The sequence below is a fragment of the Echinicola vietnamensis DSM 17526 genome (assembly GCF_000325705.1).
Lineage (GTDB): Bacteria > Bacteroidota > Bacteroidia > Cytophagales > Cyclobacteriaceae > Echinicola > Echinicola vietnamensis.
In genome coordinates this window covers 5,154,659-5,173,357 of sequence record NC_019904.1, presented here as the reverse complement: position 1 = coordinate 5,173,357, position 18,699 = coordinate 5,154,659, and the positions used below count along the sequence as shown (strand labels likewise).

Here is an 18,699-nt window from a genome sequence, read left to right as displayed (position 1 = left end):
TAGGGTAACGTGATCAACGGGAAGAGGTGTCGATCCTGGACCGGAGAAATTTGAGGGCTTTGGTAAGGTGGGATTCCACGGTTTTTTCGGTGACGGTCAGGGAGAGGGCGATTTCTTTGTTGTTCAGGCCTTTTTCCCTGCTCAACCGGTATACTTCGCGGCACTGGGAGGGCAGTTTCTCCACGAGGGCCGAAATGCTCCCGCTCAATTCATTGAACAGTACCCTTTCCTCCGTGGAACGTGACCACCGACCTGCATTTTCAACAAGATAATGTTGGTGCTTCTCCCTGCTGTTTTTTTTACGGTAATGGTCTATTATTTCCAGTTTAACGGCCCGGAAAAGGTAGTGTTTGATGGAACCATGGACCCTGAGCCCTTCACGCCGTTCCCATAGCGAGAGAAAGACGTCCTGGACGATTTCCTTTGCGGCTTCCCTGTCACCGGTACGGTTATGGGCCATGGAAATCATCGCCCTTGAATACATTGTGTAGAGCTCCTCGAACTCCTTTTCCGAATGGACGGAACGGGCTGTGCGTTGATGGTTTTTTTTACTTCTAAGGAACATTTGGTCGGAAGGGTTAAAGAATATTGGGTGTTCGGACAACAAAATAAAGAGGGGCGTTCCGTTGAATCAAGCGTTTATTAAAATTAAATCTAAATAAAAATATGATTGAAAAAATCAATTGGAATTTTCTCTGGCAAAGCTGCAGGCAAGGAAAATATCCATTACTTTTGTTTTGTTTTTAATTAATCCAAATAAAATCAAAATGAACCTTTTCCTATCAAATAGCGCCTCAAAGGGTATTTTCATAATGTATATCATCGTGCTGGGAGGTACATTTTCCTCCCTGGCACAGCAAGGGCAATCATCGGTGCATGGAAAGATCACTGACAACGACGGGCTGCCCATTTCCTACGCAAACGTATATTTCAAAGAACTTGACAAGGGAGCCCTTTCCGACGGGAAGGGAGCATTTGTCGTGGAGGGCCTACCAAGGGGCAATCACCAATTGTTGGTCTCGCATATCGGTTTTGGAAAGCGGACTGTGCAGGTAGCGCTAAAGTCAGGTGAAAGAAAGGACCTCGGCAAAATAGTGCTCTTTGAAAACGGGAGCGACCTTCAGGAAGTGATCGTGTCCGATAGGAAAGTAAACCGCTTTGCCGATAAAGCTACCGAATACGTGGCCAGGATGCCTTTGGAAAACCTTGAAAATCCCCAGGTTTACAGTGTGGTGAACAAGGAACTCCTACAAGAACAAGTATTGACGGACATCGACCAGAGTGTTAGGAATGCAACAGGGGTAGTACCGGTCGTCTATCCCTCCGGAGGTTTTGCCGCGACGTTCAGGGGGTTCAATATCGGGATCAATTCCAGGAACGGTATGGAGACGTCCACTGGTAGGTCCAGCGTGGATATCGGTAATGTCGAGCGGATAGAGGTGCTCAAAGGCCCGTCGGGAACCTTGTTTGGGAGTAATGTTTCCTCTTTTGGGGGCGTGGTAAATTTGGTCACCAAAAAGCCAACGGAGGATAAACAGACCGAAATAGGCTATACGACGGGAAGCTTTAACTTGCACCGTATCACCGCCGACATCAATACTCCCTTGACCCGGGACAAGAAAACCTTGTTCAGGTTGAACACCGCACTGAACCGACAGAAAAGTTTCCTGGATTACGGGTTTAACAACACCTTCTTGATCGCTCCTAGCTTGAAACATATCGCATCCGACAGGCTTTCCCTTACCTTGGACGCAGAACTGTTCGACGCCAAAAGTACGCGGACCCTATACTCCAGGTATGGTACAAATTCCGGTATTACAAGCCCCGAAGATTTATTGATCGATTACAATAAAGTACTCTTCCACGAGGATGCCAATGCCTCCACCTCATCCTTGAAACTGTTTACCCAAGCCCAGTACAGATTGGCAGCGAACTGGACGTCGACGACCCTTTTTTCCTATGTGGAAGAGGATGTCGATCACAGTTACCAATATTATGCGACCTGGCTCTCACCGGGCTTGGCGGCCAGGAACATAGGCAATTGGGGACCTATCTATAACAGCTATACCAATATCCAGGAAAATATCAATGGGGAATTTGCCACAGGGACCGTTCGTCACAAAATGCTCGTGGGAGCGAGCTTGAGGTTTATGGATGCGCGGAGTGAGGCTGCCACTTCCGGATTTATAGATACCGTAGATGTGACCACCGATTTCAGGGTGCTGCGAAAGCAAGAACTTGACCCCTATATGGTGGCCGGAAACTGGCCGGGATGGCACCGGGCCAATGACAATACCTATAGCGTCTATGTTTCCGATGTGCTGGAACTGACCGACCGCCTTTCCACCATGCTCAGTTTACGACTGGACCATTTTTCCAGGCCGGATAACGGGGCTGTCGAAGGCTATGAACAAACCTCACTAGCTCCAAAGCTCGGACTGGTGTACCAGTTGGTTAAAGAACAGGTGTCGGTATTTGGGAATTACATGAACGGATTTCAGAACCAGGCGCCTGCCAACCAGCCGGACGGGGCACTGTTGGTGCTGGATCCTTTATATGCCGAACAGGCAGAAGGGGGCGTTAAGGCAGAAGTATTTGATAAGCGACTTACCGCTACGATAAGCTATTACCATATCGCCATAGATAATGCCGTTCGGACCAATGCAGACGGTTTTGTCGAACAGGATGGCCGTCAGGTAAGCAAGGGGGGCGATTTTGAAGTGGTTGCCAATCCCATTGCCGGATTGAACATCGTGGGGGGATATGCCTTTAATGACAATAGGATCGTGAAGGCCAGTGACGAGGATATCGAGGGCAACAAGGCAGTGGGTGCCCCTGAAAATGTGGCCAACCTTTGGCTTTCCTATGCGCTCCAAGGCAAGCTCAAGGGGCTTGGGATCGGGGTAGGAGGCAACTATGTGGATGAAAACTACCTGTTCAGCGACAATGTGGTGGCCGTTCCTTCCTATACATTGCTCAATGCTTCCATATTCTTTGAACAACCATCATGGAGATTGGGGCTAAAAGGAAATAACCTTGCCAATGAGAAATATTGGTCCAGCTACGGAGTGGCACAGGCACCTGCAAATTTTGCCGCAAACCTGACCGTCAGGTTTTAAATCAGGTGTAGGGAAGGGATCAGCGCTGACCAATGAATGGAAGGCGGTACTTGACCGCCGGATGCCCGGGTATCTGGCGGCTTCTGTTTTTGAAGAAGATTTTGGTCATCATCGGTTGTCGCTTCGGACAATTTCCCACTATACTGTAATCTTCAGGGACATGATGAGGCCGTCTTTTAGGGTAAGGTGGTATTTCAGGATAATGGGACTCCCGGGGAACGTTCCGGAGTTTTCCGTGGTCAGCACTGCTCCGTTGCCCATTTCCTTATATTCCAAAGGCTTCATAACGGTATTGTATTTCTTATTTGCCGCTGCAATCCATCCTTCGATTTCTGGTCTTCCCGTGAAGGTTTTTCCGAACACCGATCGGCACAAGGAAACCACACCGCCGGAAAAGTACCGTCCTCGGCCAAAAACTTAAACATTGCTTAACAGGATAAAAGTGCTATTTAAAGGAATTTCCCTTTGATTTGGAATGCTAAAACCCACATCAATGAAGGAATTAACTGATCAAAAACTCTATGAAAGAATAAAAGACTCAGACCATTCCGCCTTCCAAGAACTGTTTGACCGTTATTGGAAGAAGTTGTTTGGGTTCACTTTTCGAATGCTCCAGAATGTCGAGCAGTCAGAGGATATAGTCCAGGAAATTTTTCTTTCCCTATGGGAGAAGGCCCCCCTAAAAGACGTTGCTCATATAAAGAGCTATCTTTATTCTGCAGTAAAATACCAGGTGTCTTCGGTGATCAGAAACCAAAAGTGGGAGTTGGACTGGGATACCATTGAGGGCATATACGAAGTGCAGGTGCCGACTTACGATCCGCTGGAACTGGAAGAGGTGAACAGGTTTGTAGAAATTAGTATAGACACGCTTCCCCCAAAATGTAAAGAGATCTATTGCCTACAAAAGGAGGAAGGTTATACCGCCAAGGAAATCGCTTCCAATCTCAACATTTCCCCCCGTACTGTTGAAGGGCACCTTCACAAAGCCAAAAAGATCCTTAAGGCTAAATTACAACTTTATGATGTGCTGGTATTAACGGTATTTTACCTGTAGCCATCCCAGGTTACCAAACTGTTAAATTCTCGTTTTCGGGCAGGTAGTCAGGCCGCTTCATGCTACTAAAGAAGTGTAAAAACGAGCAGCATGAACAAAGGAGAATTTGAAAGACTACTTGAACAACAGGCCAAGGGAAAAACAACACCAGAGGAGGAAGAGGCCATTCGCCAAGCCTACAAAAAGATATACTTCAGCCAAAAGCCCCTTCAATGGAATGACCGTCTCGCGGAGGATGTCAAGGGGAGATTAGAGCATAACCTGGCTTCGAAAATGACTTTGGGCAAAAGAAATAGACCTTTTATTAGGTTGAAGCCCCTTGTCAAAGTTGCGGCGGTACTGGCCCTGGTTATTCTAGGAGGTTTTTTGGCAGGAAAGTACGTTACCTTACTTCCTAAAGCCGAGCTGATCACCAAGCGCACTACAGCCAGCCAGCGTGCGACGATCACCCTTAGCGATGGTACGAAGGTCCATTTGAATGTAGGTTCAGCCATTACCTTTCCTGAGCAGTTTTATGGAGAACATCGTAAGGTAACGTTGGAAGGCGAAGCTTTTTTTGAGGTAACAAGGGACGTTCAAAAGCCTTTTATAGTGGAAACAGCCTCCTTGAGTACCAAGGTGCTGGGGACCAGCTTTAACATCAATGCACATGAATCCCAAACGGAAATGGTCACGGTCGTTTCAGGCAAAGTTCAGGTAAGCCAAACCGCGAAGCCTGAAATGAAGGCAATCCTGTTACCTGATGAAGCGGTTGTTTTTAACCGATCGTCCGGCTCATTAAATAAGCAACGGGCAGATGCAGGGCAGGTCCTTGATTGGAAAAAAGAGTATATAGAATTTGACAAGGTGTCTTTTAAAGATGCCATAAGACTGTTGGGCCAATTTTATCACACAGAAATAATACTGGAAAATTTTCAAAATGACCATTGCCAGATCAGGGCTATCTGTAAAAACAACGGTATTGAGCACTTACTCGGCCAACTCCAATTACTGGTGGATTTTGACTACAGGATCCAAAAGGATGGAAGTATTGTCATTGATTACCACGGATGTAAAAAGTAACCAAATGCCTATGTAAAACAAAATTGACCAAAAAAAGGCTGGATTGCGGCAACAATCCAGCCAACAACCGGGAAGTTATTCCCAATCATTTTATTGAAATAAACACCTAAAATTATGAAAATTTATTTACGTAAACGAATCGTGATTCTAACCAAGCACACTTTTAGGGTATTTTTGATTCAACTGGTCTGCTTACAGGCCCTGTTGGCCAATCCTTCCAATAGTCAGGGACTGGAAGATTACCATGTTAGGGTAGATGCCCACAAGGCTTCCCTAGTAGAGGTCTTATCTGGACTGGAACACCAGACCGACTTTAGGTTTGCCTACAACCAAAAGCTGATTCAAAGCCAACAAAAAATTACCTTGAAACTGGATGCCGATCTAAGGACCGTCCTGAAGAAAATCACCGAACAATGCGATTTTCAGTTCAGAAGAATAGACGAAAGCATTTTTGTCACCGCTGTAAATACCCAGGACAAAAGCAGAAAACCCGTAGAAGAAGACCGCACCCTGAAGGGAAAGGTCATCGATGCGGAAACTGACGAGCCTATTGTGGGGGGGACCATCATTGTAGAAGGAGGTTCCAAAGGGACTGTCACCGACCTGGAAGGACGCTTTGAGTTGACCGTGGACGGAAAGGCTAGACGTCTCCGCGTTTCATTTTTGGGCTATGAGCCAAAGACCATCGAGATAGGCAACCAGAACCAGTTTACCATATCGCTTTCCCCAAAAGAAGGAGTTCTGGAAGAGGTAGTGGTAGTGGGTTATGGAGAACAGAAGAAAGCCAACCTTAGCGGGGCAGTGGACAATATTGGAGGAAAGTCACTTTCCGCACTGCAGGTCAATACCATAGGGGAAGCCCTGTTGGGACAATTGCCCGGCGTGTATGTCGACATTGCCGATGGCAAACCGGGAAGGGCAGCGGGTTTCAATATCCGAGGAAGTACTTCTATCAATGGTGGTGGGCCACTTATCGTAATAGACGGGGTACCGCAGACGACCAACGATCTCAACAATATATCCCCCCATGATATTGAAGAAATTTCCGTGCTCAAAGATGCCGCTTCCACGGCCATTTACGGTGCACGCGCTTCTTTTGGTGTGATCCTGGTGACCACCAAAAGGGGGAATGAGGCGATGTCGGTGAGGTATGACAATTATTTTGGTTTCAGCAAACCGACAAGGGTTCCCGAACTGTACGATAACCCTTTGGACTACCTTAGTATCAATGAAAATGAATTCAATGCCAATATTGGCCATAATTATTTTACCGATGCCCAAATAGCGTATCCCGAGCAAGTGGCCGCTGATCCCTCCCTTCCCCATGCTACAGTGGAAGACATAGGCGGTAGGCCCAACTTGCTCTTGGGTGGACAAGTGTACAATTATTATGACCTGTGGTTCAGGGACCTTACGCCAAAACAAAACCACCGCTTCAGTGTGGGCGGCAAGGACAAGAAGTTCCAATATTACCTTTCGGGCGACTTTAACCATGAAGAGGGAGCACTCAGCTTCAAGCCGGAAAAGATCAACCGTTACACCCTTAGGTCGAACATTACTTACAACGTAACCGAAAACCTTTCGGTGTTTAACAGTACAAGTTTGGTCAAAAGGGATGAAGAACACCCCAACCAATACCTTTACGGGTTTACCTCGAATGTATGGCGCTTCATAGAAAACTCCAACCCCATGATGCCTGAGTATGTGGAAATTGACGGGGAAATGGTCCCTACCGATATCGGCTTTTATAGGGAGTTTGTAGAAAATCAATCCGGCATCGAACAGGCCATGCACGATACCAAGTCAACCATCGGAGTAGACTGGAAAATCCTTGGCGGTAAATTAAAGCTACATGTCGATGGTACCTATCAGTTTACCAACACGGAAAAATTACGCTGGTGGGACAATACGGGCCCATACCTTTCCAATTCATTCAACAATAGAAACATTGTGCTCGACTATTATGCCGATGCCGGGCCATCCAAGATCTATCGGAGCAGATGGAGGACCATTCGTAACAATATCAATGCCTATGGAACCTATGACACTTCCTATGGCCTCCATAACCTGACGGTAATGGCCGGGTACAACCAAGAAAGCTATAACTATCTCTATTCCTATGCCGACCGGGAGTATCCCCTCCAGGTTCCCCAGCACTCGCTGAACCTGGCATCCGGAGTGGCCAATGTCAGCGATGACGATGACAAGAACGCCAGCCGCAGTGTGTTTACAAGGATAAACTATAATTGGAACGGAAAGTACTTATTGGAAATTAACGGCAGCTACTTTCTATCTTCAAAGTTTGCCAAAGAAAACAGGGGCCATGCATTCATTGCAGGTTCTGGTGCTTGGCGGATCTCAGAGGAATCGTTCTTTGACAACATCCGCTCCACGGTCAATAACGTTAAGCTTAGGGTTTCCTATGGCTCCATAGGGAATGCCAATATTGGCTCCTATGACTATATCCCCATCATGGGCGTAAGCCAATCGGCTTATACGCTGGAGGGAGAGCGGGTCAACTATACTTCGTCCCCGAACCCAAAATCGGCCAATTTTACTTGGGAAACCGTTGAAACGTTGAATTTTGGTCTGGACGCCACTTTCTTTAGGAATAGGCTTACGACCACCCTTGACGTTTACCAGCGCAATACCGATAATATGCTGGCCAATTTCAGGTCCCTCCCTTCTGTGTTCGGAGCTACCGTTCCCAAGGAAAATATTGCATCGCTCAAGACCCAAGGATGGGAGCTGAACCTTGCGTGGAATGACACGAGGAAAGTCGGCAGGAACCCCTTTAGCTATGGCGTAAGGTTTAACATATCGGATTATCATTCCGAAATCACCGACTATTATAATCCGACCAATTACTTGGCCGACTATTATCGGGGACAGCAATTGGGGGAAATTTGGGGCTTGACCACCGAAGGATATTTTCAGACAGATGAAGAAGCCCAGAACGGGGCCCTGCTGGAGACCAATTCCTACAAAGCGTACGCTGCAGCCGGAACGATCAAATTTCAGGACATAAACGGTGATGGAGTGATCAATTTTGGAGAACGCACCTTGGAGAATCCAGGGGATTATAGAAAAATCGGTAATACCACCCCCAGGTACCAATATGGGATTACCCTTAACGGCGCCTGGAAAGGTATTGACCTTAACGTATTTTTCCGTGGCGTAGGCAAAAGGGACATCTATCCAGGGGCAGAAGCCGTGAATTTTTGGGGTCCGTACAACAGAAAGTACCAAGTGATGCTACAGCATACCGTGGACGAGCGTTGGACACCGGATAATCCTGATGCCTATTTTCCCAGACCACAAGGATACCTGGCCTTGGGAAATAATGACCTTGGCGTACCCCAGACCAAGTACCTTCAGGATGCGTCCTTCCTAAGGCTCAAAAACCTGACGGTGGGCTATACCATTCCTTCTTCCTTGACCGAAAGGATCAAGATCAGTCATGTCAGGGTGTACTTTTCAGGTCAGAACCTTTGGGAAACAACAGCCCTGCACTTCAGTTTGGATCCGGAAGGATTGACCAAGGATCCAGATGCCAATGAAAGCAGGGTAGGGCTGGGAACCGCATATCCCATCCAAAGGGTATTCTCATTTGGCCTTCAGGTAAAACTCTAACAACAAAACCGTACAAAAAGATGAAAAACATAATATTGCTAGTAGGAGCAGTTGTCAGTTTAATGGGATGCAACAATGATTTTCTTGAACTGACGCCCGGTACCGAACTGGGAGAAACCGAGGATTTCTGGAACAACGAAAGCAGCGTGGAAACATATTCCAATGGGTTCTACGGTTATATCGACCGAGACCTGATTACCGAGGACTTTTCCAGTGACAACAGTGAACACATCGGCAATCCCCCTGCCATAAGAAGGGGAATTTATTCCATTCCCACCTCCCTTGGAAGCGGAGGGTGGAGCTGGGGACAGCTTCGGGACATCAACTATTTTATTGAAAATGTGAGCCATGCCGATCTTGAAGGAAATGTAAAAAGCAGGAGCCTGGCACTGGCCAGGTTTTTCAGGGCTTGGTTCTACTATGACAAGGTCAGGCAGTTTGGAGACGTGCCGTGGTATGGAAAGGTGTTGGACACCAATGATGAAGACCTGTACAAGCCAAGGGATTCAAGAATACTGGTAATGGATTCGGTAAGGAAAGACCTGGATTATGCCATAGCACACCTTCCAGCAGAAACCTTTAAAAACCGTATATCCAAATGGACCGCCCTGGCGCTAAAATCCCGGATATGCCTATATGAGGGGACCTGGAGAAAATACCATACAGAAGCGGCCCTTTCGGAAAGCGATGAATTTCTGGAAGAAGCCGCCGAAGCCAGCAGGTCCATCATGGATGCAGCTATCTATTCCTTATTCCAAACCGGAAATGCCGACACCGATTATTTTGAGCTCTTCCAGCCAAAGGATGCCCATACCGAAGAGGTGATCTTGGCGCGTTCCTCGGACACCCAGACTTTTTATTATACTCCGCTGTTCACTTCCACTTCAAACGGTAATTTTGGTGCCACACGTGACTTGGTAGGTACCTACCTGATGAAGGATGGAAGGACTTTCCAACAGGCCTACCCTCAGGCCCAAAAGCGGGATACGATGTCCTATTTCAACGAGTTCCGGAACCGCGATCCGAGGCTTTCCCAAACACTGGTCTCCCCGGGGTATGTGCGGGTAGGTACTGAAAAGGAAGCTGTTTCCGACTTTTCCCAAAATGTAACAGGTTATATGGTCCATAAACGGGTAGGACCCCCCATTGAAGATCAGGGGGGTGGTTATCGTGATGTGATTATTTTTAGGTATGCAGAGGTATTGCTCAACTATGCCGAGGCCAAAGCAGAACTTGGCGAGCTCGGTCAACAGGGGATAGACCAGACCATAAATCCCATCAGGGAAAGGGTAGGGATGCCACACTTGAGCCTCCCCGTGGAAGTCGACGGCTTTTTGGACAGGATGTACGATCATACTTCTGATCCCTTGGTTTTGGAAATAAGAAGGGAAAGACGGGTTGAGCTGGCCTTCGAAGGGTTTCGGACTGATGACTTAAAACGTTGGAAGGAAGGTCATTTGTTTAGGGAAAAATACGAAGGTATCTATGTGAAGGGGCTCGAAGAGTACATTGATCTAAATGGTGATGGCAATCCCAATCTCTATGTCCTGGAATATGATGAAACTCCACCTGCCGACCAGATCGAAGGGGTGCAGTATTTCAGAATGTCCGAAATCCATGGGCTAAGTGAGGATAATCAAGGACGTATAGTTCCGTATAACGCCATACTCCCCGGGTTTGAAGATCATGAGTACCTAAAACCAATTCCCACGGAAGAACTTACCCTCAACCCAGAACTGGAACAAAATCCTGGATGGTAGGATTTAACTAATGGATATATGAAAACGAACGTATTGATTTTGGTATTTTTGGCCGCTACAACGGTTGCCGCTTGTGTAAGTAGGGCTGACAACGAACATAACCACATCCGTCCGGATTCTTCCGTAAGGGAGTTGATTGTCTGTGGAGATGACAAAGTCCTTATATTCCATCCAACTGACGGAGGTTATCAAAAAGAATGGGAGTGGAGTGCCGCCAATTCCAATGGCATGCCTCCGGGGTATGTCGGTTATTTTAAAACCAACGATGAGTGCAAACCCGTGGGGGACAACCGGCTATTGGTCACCTCTTCAGGTGGTGGGGCAGCATTGATAGAAAGGTCAACTGGCAATACCTTGTTCTATGCCCATGTGCCCAATGCCCATTCTGCCGAATACCTCCCTGAAGGAAGGATCGCCGTGGCCCTGTCCACCGCCAGCGGAGGCAATGCCATCCAATTATTTGATGCCCTAAAACCAAACAAGGTGCTCTATTCCGATAGTCTATATTCCGGACATGGTGTGGTATGGGTAGAAGACCGGGAAAGTTTATTTGCGTTGGGGTATGGTGAGCTCCGGGAATACAAACTGAAAGAGTGGGATAGTACCACCCCGAAACTGGAAATGAAAGCCTTTTGGGAAATACCCGATGAAAGCGGACATGACCTCTATCTGACAAAGGACCAAAAGCTGCTTTTTTCAACGACCAATAGTGTTTGGGAATTTAACTTGCAAACCAACAAGTTTGGCCCATTCGACCAACTGGAGAACGTAGGCCATGTGAAATCCATCAATTACCATTCCGGGACCAAGGAACTGGTCTATACCAAGGGGGAAGTAAGTTGGTGGACCCATCATGTTTATTTTGCCAACCCAGCGGATACACTCACGGACGAAAGTGTGAAAATATATAAGTCGCGGGTCTATTGGAAGGATCAAACACCTTTATAAGGGGTTCTCGTTAGCTGCCCAACAGAAACCGCAATTTGATGGTGTCCCGGCCTGACAGTTCATTATCCAAGGGATGCGCATAGGAAAAACCCATCAAGAGAGCTGTCAGGTCAAAAATGGTTTTATCGTGAATTGTAGGGTGGAACCGAACAATGGGTTGAATTCATGGGGCATGTCTTTCGGTGCCCCATGAAAAATACTTGCCCCGTTAGTGGTTCTTTTCGGTTGGTTTGGAGGTGGGGGACGCCGCAGATCGGGCAGTAATACCTCTGGCCGTGGAGGGGATCGGAAAATTCGGGTGGAAATATGGAGGCTTTATTTCCTGTGAGTCGCAAGCGACCATTTTTATTGTCGCATTGCACACACGCATGTATGGTGATGAACACCTGAATTTGAAACAGCGAAGGATCAATGAAACAAACACGTTGATTAACGAAAAACCATCTGCAAATGGTCATAAGCAATCGGCTTGCTCGTAAGTGTTTTACTGCCCAAGACCGCGGTATTGCCTATGAAATAAATGGGCACGCAACAACTAAGGCTGTTTTGGTGTAGATGCCACTTGGTGATCGGATAGGGCTATCCTTGCAAACAACTCTGCACATCCAGGTCCCAATAATGTTACGTTTAAATCCTATGATTTTTCAGTAAAACTCGATCAAAGATGGACAAACAGGCTTGCCCAAAGGCCCAGGGTAAACAGATCCCGGCCGTTTGGGCTGCCTGTTTTGGTTTGCAGGAGAAGGCAAGCAGCAGCAGAAAGACGAACGTGTGTACTCGCAATAAATTCATATAGCTTGTTGATTATGGTGTTAAACGAATGCATTGACATCCGAAATTCTTGATCGGAAGTAAGGGGATCAATAGATGTTGGACAAACATATGGGCTTTCCCGCTCCGGAAATGTTAAAATTTAACTTCTGCACGGAATTTAACATATCCTTAAAATTGCATTGGGATTTCACCATGGCCATTATCAAGAAAAATGGTTTTCTTCATATCGAATGCACCGCAACAGGGGACAGGACGATAGTCGGAAGGAATACCTATGGCAATGTCAGGCGGAACGCTGGTCCATGTTGTGGGGACAATTGCGGAGGATGGTCATTGGGGGCAAAGGTTTGGGCGGGGCTAAATGTTTGTTGCCCAATAAGACGTAGTCAACAGGTTGAAATTCTTGTTGAAAACCAAGGGTTGAAGGTCTTTTGGGGAACCTATAATCAAAAGGAAGATTGTTGGTTTGGTTCTAGTAGGTTAAAAGAGAATGCCTCAATACCATGAAAGGGTAGGTGCAAAGCATGTTTCTTTCATGGATTTTCAAGCTGTGAAGGTATAGGGGAATATATTGACATGGCTGTTAGGATTGACGGTCGCCCAACAGCAGGTCTGGTCGTATAAAAAACTGCCGCGATTACTTTGAACTGGATTCCCTGATGATCAGTTCGGTCTTTAGGGTGACAATTTCCGATTCGATCAAATCGTTCCCATCTTCTTCGATTTGTCTGATAAGAAGTTTGGCCGCTGCCAGGCCCATTTCGAATGCCCGGTCGTTTACCGTCGAAAGGTTGGGCTCTATGATCTTGGAAATGGGATAATTGCTGAAACCGACGACGGCCACCTGGTCAGGGACCTTGAAGCCGTTTTTTTGAAATACCTGGATGGCACTGACCGCCGTGTAATCGTTGGAACAAAAAATCCCATCTGGCTTGACACGGTGGGAAAGGAGTTCCTTGGCGGCTGATAGGCCTTCATCATAGGTAAGCCCTTTGGTAAAGTGGACAAGATCGGAGGAAATCTCCAACCGGTGGTTTTCCAGTGCTTTCCTATAACCTTCATAGCGGGATTTGAATATTCCCGTTGTCTGGGGCCCGCCAATATGGGCTATTTTTTGACATCCATTTTCGATCAAATGTTCCGTGGCCCGCATGGAGGATTCAAAATCATTGATGATGACCTTGTTGGCTTCAAATCCCGTGGGAACCCGGTCATAAAATACCATTGGCATCTTCATCTTTTTGAGTTTCCTGAAATGGTCTATGCCCCTTGTTTCTGCTCCCTGGCAAATGATCACACCTGAAAACATATTGTTCTGCAGGGTGTCGGTAATTCTCTTTTCGCGTTTAAAGGAATTCCTGCTTTGGAAGATCGTTACGTTGTAGCCCGACTTATGGGCATGTTCCTCAATTCCGCTGATGACCAGAGAATGGAAGTGAATGTCGATTTGCGGCACGATTACCCCGATCGTATGTGTTTTGCTTTTTCTGAAACTCGATGCAATGGAGTTACGGGTAAAGCCCAGTTCTTCGGCTTTTGACCTGACCCTTTCCTTTGTTTCCGGACTTATGCCCGGGTGGTCGTCCAAGGCCCGTGAAATGGTCGAAACGGCCAGGTCCAGCTCTTTGGACAGATCCTTTAAGGTAATTCTTTTCTTGTTCATGGAAAACTTTCGGCAAACGTTTGCAATATAAGAATAATTTTAGAACCCTTCCCCAACATTTCAGTAGGGATACAATTCGGGAATCAGTAATCTCCCTTTGATTTTTTGAAATTTTTATGAAAAATATATGCAAACGTTTGCTATTAATTTGCATTGGGTTTACATTTGGATAATACGATTATGAAAATTCTTCTGATAACATTTTAATCCAAATTCTATGGGGCATTTTAACAGGTATGTAAAGGCCAAATCATGGTTTTCAGCATTGGTGATTCTATTAAATATGGTTTGGTCTTTTAGTTTGTTTGCGCAAGGGAAAAACGTGACAGGAGTCGTAAAGGACGGAGAAAGTGGAGATCCTCTGGTCGGGGTGTCCGTTTTGGTAAAAGGAACTTCCAAAGGGGTGGTAACCGATTTGGACGGGGCCTATTCCATTCAGGATGTCTCTACCGAAGATGTGTTGATGTTCTCTTATTTGGGATATTCCATGAAGGAAATCCCCATCGGCAGTCGGTCCGTAATTGATGTGGAGCTTGTCTCGAACACAAGTGATCTGGACGAGGTGGTCATCGTCGGGTATGGTGTCCAGGAAAAAAGGAACTTGACAGGGGCCATTGCCTCGGTAGGAAGCGAAGAGGTTCGCAAAACAAACGTGCAGGATCCCATATCGCTTTTACAGGGAAGGGCGGCCGGAGTCCAGGTGACCTCCAATTCAGGGGCACCTGGGGGAGGAATGACCATCAATATTCGCGGTAACTCCTCGCTGAATGCAGGAAATAATCCCCTGTATGTAGTTGATGGTGTTCCGATCGAAACGAACGTGACCTCGTCATTGAACGGATCCGAAAATTTTGGCCTCAATCCATTGGCGGCCATTAATCCAGCGGATATCGAGTCAATTGAAATATTGAAGGATGCTTCCTCAACGGCCATATACGGTTCCAGGGCGGCCAATGGGGTCGTGTTGATCACCACAAAAAGGGGAAAGGATGGAAAGGCACAAATTAACTTGAACGTACATTCAGGGGTAAGCCAGATCACCAGAAAGCTGGACGTGCTCAATGCGAGCCAATACAGAAGTGCCGTGCTGGATTCCTACGCCAATTCCGATGATGGACGGGAACCTATTTTTGCTGTTGTCGATTCCTTGAGCTCTACCAATAATGGAGATGTGGATTGGCAGCGTGAACTGCTCAGAAAAGCCGTCCAGACCAGTGTGGACCTGTCCGTGCAGGGAGGATCCGAAAATGTAAGGTATGCTTGGAGTTCCTCGTTTTTGGACCAAGACGGTATCGTCCTCAATTCGAACTACCGCAGGATCACTTCCCGGCTCAACGTGGACTTCAATGTGACCGATCGCCTTACGGTAGGGCAAAGTATATCCTATTCAAATGGCGTGAACAACAGGATCAATGCGGCGGGCACCGGAAACCTTAGCATCATCAGGGAATTGCTGATCCGCCCTCCGTCATATTCGATGTACCTGCCCGATGGTTCCCTCAACGGGTACCAGTTTGGCAAACGGAACCCAGTGGGGCTTGCAGAGCTTTCTACAAATCTCAACAAGAGCAACCGCATCATTGCCGGCCAATACCTCGAATACAAATTGGCCGAAGGCCTGAAGTTCAGGACCTCCGTCAACGTGGACTTCCTTTCCATGAAAGAGGATACCTTCATTCCCTCGACCCTGGATTATAGGGAGGGGTACAATACGGGCTCGGTCCGTTCCACCAATAACCTGACCTGGTCCAATGAAAATATACTGACCTATCAAAAGCAAGTCGATGGAAAGCACAATCTGGGTGGTCTTTTGGGCTTCAGTTACCAGGACTGGGACTATGAGCGCACAGGATTGGACGGGATGTTTTTTCCAAGTGATGATATCCGGACCCTGAACGGGGCCGGGACCATTTCAAACCAAGAGGTGAACATAGCCACATCACATTCCCTGCTTTCCTACTTTGGAAGGGTGTCCTACGATTATGAACGGAGGTACCTTTTCGAAGCCAATCTGAGGGCAGATGGTTCCTCCAGGTTTGGAAGGGACAATCGTTTTGGGTTCTTTCCTTCGGCGTCTGTGGGATGGAGGTTTTCCGATGAACCGTTTTTGAACGGTGCGGGAGTGCTTGATGATGGCAAATTGCGCTTTAGCGCGGGCCAGACAGGTAACGAGGCGATTGGGAACTACACCTCGCAAGGAGAGTTTATGGTGGGGGCCAACTACCTGGATTATTCCGGGGCCGCGCCTACAGTGATGCCCAATTCGGGATTGTCATGGGAAACCACTACCCAGTATAATGCGGGAATGGACCTGGCCTTTTGGCAGGGAAGGCTTGGCCTGACCGTAGATGCATACATCAAGGACACCAAGGACCTGCTCTATAATGTGCCCATTCCAAGGGAAACGGGCTTTGGGTACATCACCCAAAATATCGGAAAGATCCGGAACAAGGGAATCGAAGTGCTGCTCAATACACACAATGTTGCCACCCGGCATTTCACCTGGAGTACAAGTCTCAACATCAGTAAAAACACCAACATCGTCAAGGAATTGCCCGAGGAGCTGTTGACCAATGGTTTTATCCAAAACGGAAATTTCCATATCCTTCAGGAAGGATATCCGATCGGTACGTTTTACGGGTGGCGATTTGATGGGGTTTATGCCAGGGATGAAGACAATATCAATGGTGTCACCAATGGATCCCAGGGACCCGTATTCGAAGGAGGGGATCCCATCTGGCATGACCTCAACGGGGATAATGTGATCGATCAAAATGACAGACAGGTCATCGGCAATGCCACACCGGATTTTTTCGGTGGGATCACCAATGACCTTTCCTATAAAAACTTCAGCCTGAGCTTTATGTTTCAATTTTCCTATGGAGGGGAGATCTACAGCGAGATCAACCACCAGCGTAATTCCATTGTACGATACAACAACCTGTCCACCGCTGCACTTGACCGGTGGAGGGAACAAGGGGACATTACCGATTTTCCAAAACCTGTACAGGACGATCCGCTGCAGAGTGACAGCAGGATACAGAGCAGATGGGTAGAGGATGGCTCTTACATTAAATTGAAGAACGTGAACCTGCGCTACTCCTTGCCGCTGGAATTGGTCAACCGTATTGGACTGTCCCGGTTGGATGCCTATGTGACGGGCACCAACCTGGTCACATGGACCAACTATACCGGTTTTGATCCTGATGTCAGTTCGTACAGCGGACTGAGAATAGGAGTGGACGAGGGATCATATCCCCAAAGTAGAACGGTGATCGTAGGCCTATCAATTGGACTGTAAATGAAAAAACTTATGAAAATTAGCACGAATACCTTTATGACAATGCTGGCGCTCGTTTTCTTCTCATGTTCGGACATGTTGGACAAAGACCCGGTCAGCAGCTTTTCCGCCCAGGGATTTTATAAGACTTCGAGTGACGCGCAATCCGGGGTCTATGGCATATACGATGCGGCACAGTCCGCTTTCTCCTTGAACTTTTCCCTGTGGGGAGAAGGGAGGGCGGATGCGGTAAGCACCAACCAGTCCGGGGATCCCTTTCTGCTACAGGAAAACAACCTGAACCCCACGCTGAACTCGGCACGATGGGACAACCTTTACAGGACCATTAGCAGGGCCAACTATGCCATAAAATACATCCCGCCTGTTTTTGAGGAAGGGGAAGAGTTCGGGTTACAGTTGTTGGGGCAGGCCAGGGCCCTCAGGGCTTTGTGCTATTTCTATGCCGTGCGGGTATGGGGAGATGTGCCCTTGATTCTGGAACCTTATGAAAGCGTACAGCAGGACCTGTTCAATACCCGTACCGACACCGAGACCGTTCTGGAAAGTGTAGAAGAAGATCTCTTGTTTGCAGCCGAACACTGCAGGGCAAGTTTTGGGGGCGAAAGGGACAGGAACCTGATTACCCAAGGAGGGGCCAATGCCTTACTGGTCCAGGTGTACATGTGGCGGGGAGACTATGCCGCTGCGATTGCTGCGGCGGAAAAAGTACTGGACAATTCCTTGTACCGTTTGGTATCCATCAGTGACTGGTCAAAGATCTTTACGCAAGGGTACTCCAATGAAAGCATTTTTGAAATAGGCTATAATGAAGTGCAGACCAATTCCCTGCGCGTGTTGTACGCCTTGGGATCGGACAGTAATTTCTTTCCCAGTGAGTCCTTTCGGGATTCCTTTGAGGAAGGTGACCAAAGGCAACGGCTCATTTACGATGTGACCGCTGCCCAACCGCGAAAGATCTGGAAATTTTTTGGAGAGGGGTTCAATGACGAAAGTCCCGATCCGTCTGCGAACAATATCGTCATGGTCAGGTTGGCGGATATCATCTTGCTGAAAGCGGAAGCCCATAACCAATTGGGAGAGGCCGAGGAAGCCCTGTCCCTATTGAATACCATTCGGACCAGGGCGGGACTGGAAAGCCTTACCTTGACGGCCGCACAGACCCTTTATGGGGATTTGGAGTCCGCCATTTTGCACGAGCGCTCGATCGAACTGTGTTATGAGGGGCATCGGTGGTTCGACCTGGTGAGGACAGGAAAGGCAATGGAGGTCATGGGGCCGATCAACGGCCTGAGCGAAGAGGAAAACCTGGTTTGGCCCATACACCAGGACGCCATAAACAGGAATCCGAATTTGGGCCAGAATGGGTTTTATGAGTAAAACCA

11 protein-coding genes are annotated in these 18,699 nt (G+C 47.5%); 8 read left to right on the top strand and 3 right to left on the bottom strand.

Annotated features, from left to right (window positions below):
* Positions 1–13 precede the first annotated feature (13 nt).
* The gene (locus ECHVI_RS21085) at positions 14–565 is read right to left on the bottom strand and encodes an RNA polymerase sigma-70 factor (protein WP_015268044.1); all 552 of its coding nucleotides are present in this window, start codon (positions 563–565) and stop codon (positions 14–16) included.
* Positions 566–812: 247 nt separating this feature from the next.
* Here ECHVI_RS21085 and ECHVI_RS21080 point away from each other — a divergent pair, with 247 nt between their 5' ends.
* On the top strand, positions 813–3,119 hold the full coding sequence (locus ECHVI_RS21080; RefSeq protein ID WP_217189906.1) for a TonB-dependent receptor: 2,307 nt from the start codon (positions 813–815) through the stop codon (positions 3,117–3,119).
* A gap of 138 nt (positions 3,120–3,257) precedes the next feature.
* Here the strand turns inward: ECHVI_RS21080 and ECHVI_RS21075 are convergent, their stop codons facing one another.
* Positions 3,258–3,404, bottom strand: coding sequence for a hypothetical protein (locus ECHVI_RS21075; RefSeq protein WP_157501559.1), 147 nt, complete (start codon positions 3,402–3,404; stop codon positions 3,258–3,260).
* Between the two features lie 208 nt (positions 3,405–3,612).
* On the opposite strand from ECHVI_RS21075, the gene ECHVI_RS21070 reads away from it, so the two are divergent.
* The 5 genes from ECHVI_RS21070 (at position 3,613) to ECHVI_RS21050 (ending at position 11,579) form a co-directional block, all read left to right on the top strand.
* Entirely contained in the window at positions 3,613–4,176 is a 564-nt protein-coding gene (locus ECHVI_RS21070) for an RNA polymerase sigma factor (protein WP_015268041.1), read from the top strand.
* Positions 4,177–4,266: 90 nt separating this feature from the next.
* A complete protein-coding gene (locus ECHVI_RS21065; RefSeq protein ID WP_015268040.1) occupies positions 4,267–5,238 on the top strand; it encodes a FecR family protein in 972 nt (323 codons plus the stop codon).
* 114 nt (positions 5,239–5,352) lie between these two features.
* On the top strand, positions 5,353–8,871 hold the full coding sequence (locus ECHVI_RS21060) for a SusC/RagA family TonB-linked outer membrane protein (protein ID WP_015268039.1): 3,519 nt from the start codon (positions 5,353–5,355) through the stop codon (positions 8,869–8,871).
* 20 nt (positions 8,872–8,891) lie between these two features.
* Complete coding sequence (locus tag ECHVI_RS21055) at positions 8,892–10,631, top strand: RagB/SusD family nutrient uptake outer membrane protein (protein WP_015268038.1); 1,740 nt, start codon at positions 8,892–8,894, stop codon at positions 10,629–10,631.
* Positions 10,632–10,649: 18 nt separating this feature from the next.
* Positions 10,650–11,579 carry a DUF6528 family protein gene (locus tag ECHVI_RS21050; RefSeq protein WP_015268037.1) on the top strand — a complete coding sequence of 310 codons (930 nt, stop codon included), beginning with the start codon at positions 10,650–10,652 and terminating at the stop codon, positions 11,577–11,579.
* Between the two features lie 1,411 nt (positions 11,580–12,990).
* Here ECHVI_RS21050 and ECHVI_RS21035 read toward each other — a convergent pair.
* The gene (locus ECHVI_RS21035; RefSeq protein WP_015268035.1) at positions 12,991–14,016 is read right to left on the bottom strand and encodes a LacI family DNA-binding transcriptional regulator; all 1,026 of its coding nucleotides are present in this window, start codon (positions 14,014–14,016) and stop codon (positions 12,991–12,993) included.
* A gap of 217 nt (positions 14,017–14,233) precedes the next feature.
* Here ECHVI_RS21035 and ECHVI_RS21030 point away from each other — a divergent pair, with 217 nt between their 5' ends.
* Together ECHVI_RS21030 and ECHVI_RS21025 are read left to right on the top strand one after the other, a co-directional pair.
* Positions 14,234–17,317: a SusC/RagA family TonB-linked outer membrane protein gene (locus ECHVI_RS21030; RefSeq protein ID WP_015268034.1), complete on the top strand. Its 3,084-nt coding sequence runs from the start codon at positions 14,234–14,236 to the stop codon at positions 17,315–17,317.
* A gap of 12 nt (positions 17,318–17,329) precedes the next feature.
* Positions 17,330–18,694: a RagB/SusD family nutrient uptake outer membrane protein gene (locus ECHVI_RS21025; protein ID WP_015268033.1), complete on the top strand. Its 1,365-nt coding sequence runs from the start codon at positions 17,330–17,332 to the stop codon at positions 18,692–18,694.
* The last annotated feature ends 5 nt before the right edge of the window (positions 18,695–18,699 follow it).

What these genes read in the sequence shown, in the direction of transcription:
- ECHVI_RS21025 (WP_015268033.1), top strand. Translation starts at nt 17,330, where the DNA reads ATGAAAATTAGCACGAATACCTTTATGACAATGCTGGCGCTCGTTTTC.
- ECHVI_RS21065 (WP_015268040.1), top strand. Translation starts at nt 4,267, where the DNA reads ATGAACAAAGGAGAATTTGAAAGACTACTTGAACAACAGGCCAAGGGA.
- ECHVI_RS21055 (WP_015268038.1), top strand. Translation starts at nt 8,892, where the DNA reads ATGAAAAACATAATATTGCTAGTAGGAGCAGTTGTCAGTTTAATGGGA.
- ECHVI_RS21075 (WP_157501559.1), bottom strand. Translation starts at nt 3,404, where the DNA reads ATGAAGCCTTTGGAATATAAGGAAATGGGCAACGGAGCAGTGCTGACC.
- ECHVI_RS21030 (WP_015268034.1), top strand. Translation starts at nt 14,234, where the DNA reads ATGGGGCATTTTAACAGGTATGTAAAGGCCAAATCATGGTTTTCAGCA.
- ECHVI_RS21070 (WP_015268041.1), top strand. Translation starts at nt 3,613, where the DNA reads ATGAAGGAATTAACTGATCAAAAACTCTATGAAAGAATAAAAGACTCA.
- ECHVI_RS21060 (WP_015268039.1), top strand. Translation starts at nt 5,353, where the DNA reads ATGAAAATTTATTTACGTAAACGAATCGTGATTCTAACCAAGCACACT.
- ECHVI_RS21035 (WP_015268035.1), bottom strand. Translation starts at nt 14,016, where the DNA reads ATGAACAAGAAAAGAATTACCTTAAAGGATCTGTCCAAAGAGCTGGAC.
- ECHVI_RS21085 (WP_015268044.1), bottom strand. Translation starts at nt 565, where the DNA reads ATGTTCCTTAGAAGTAAAAAAAACCATCAACGCACAGCCCGTTCCGTC.
- ECHVI_RS21050 (WP_015268037.1), top strand. Translation starts at nt 10,650, where the DNA reads ATGAAAACGAACGTATTGATTTTGGTATTTTTGGCCGCTACAACGGTT.
- ECHVI_RS21080 (WP_217189906.1), top strand. Translation starts at nt 813, where the DNA reads ATGTATATCATCGTGCTGGGAGGTACATTTTCCTCCCTGGCACAGCAA.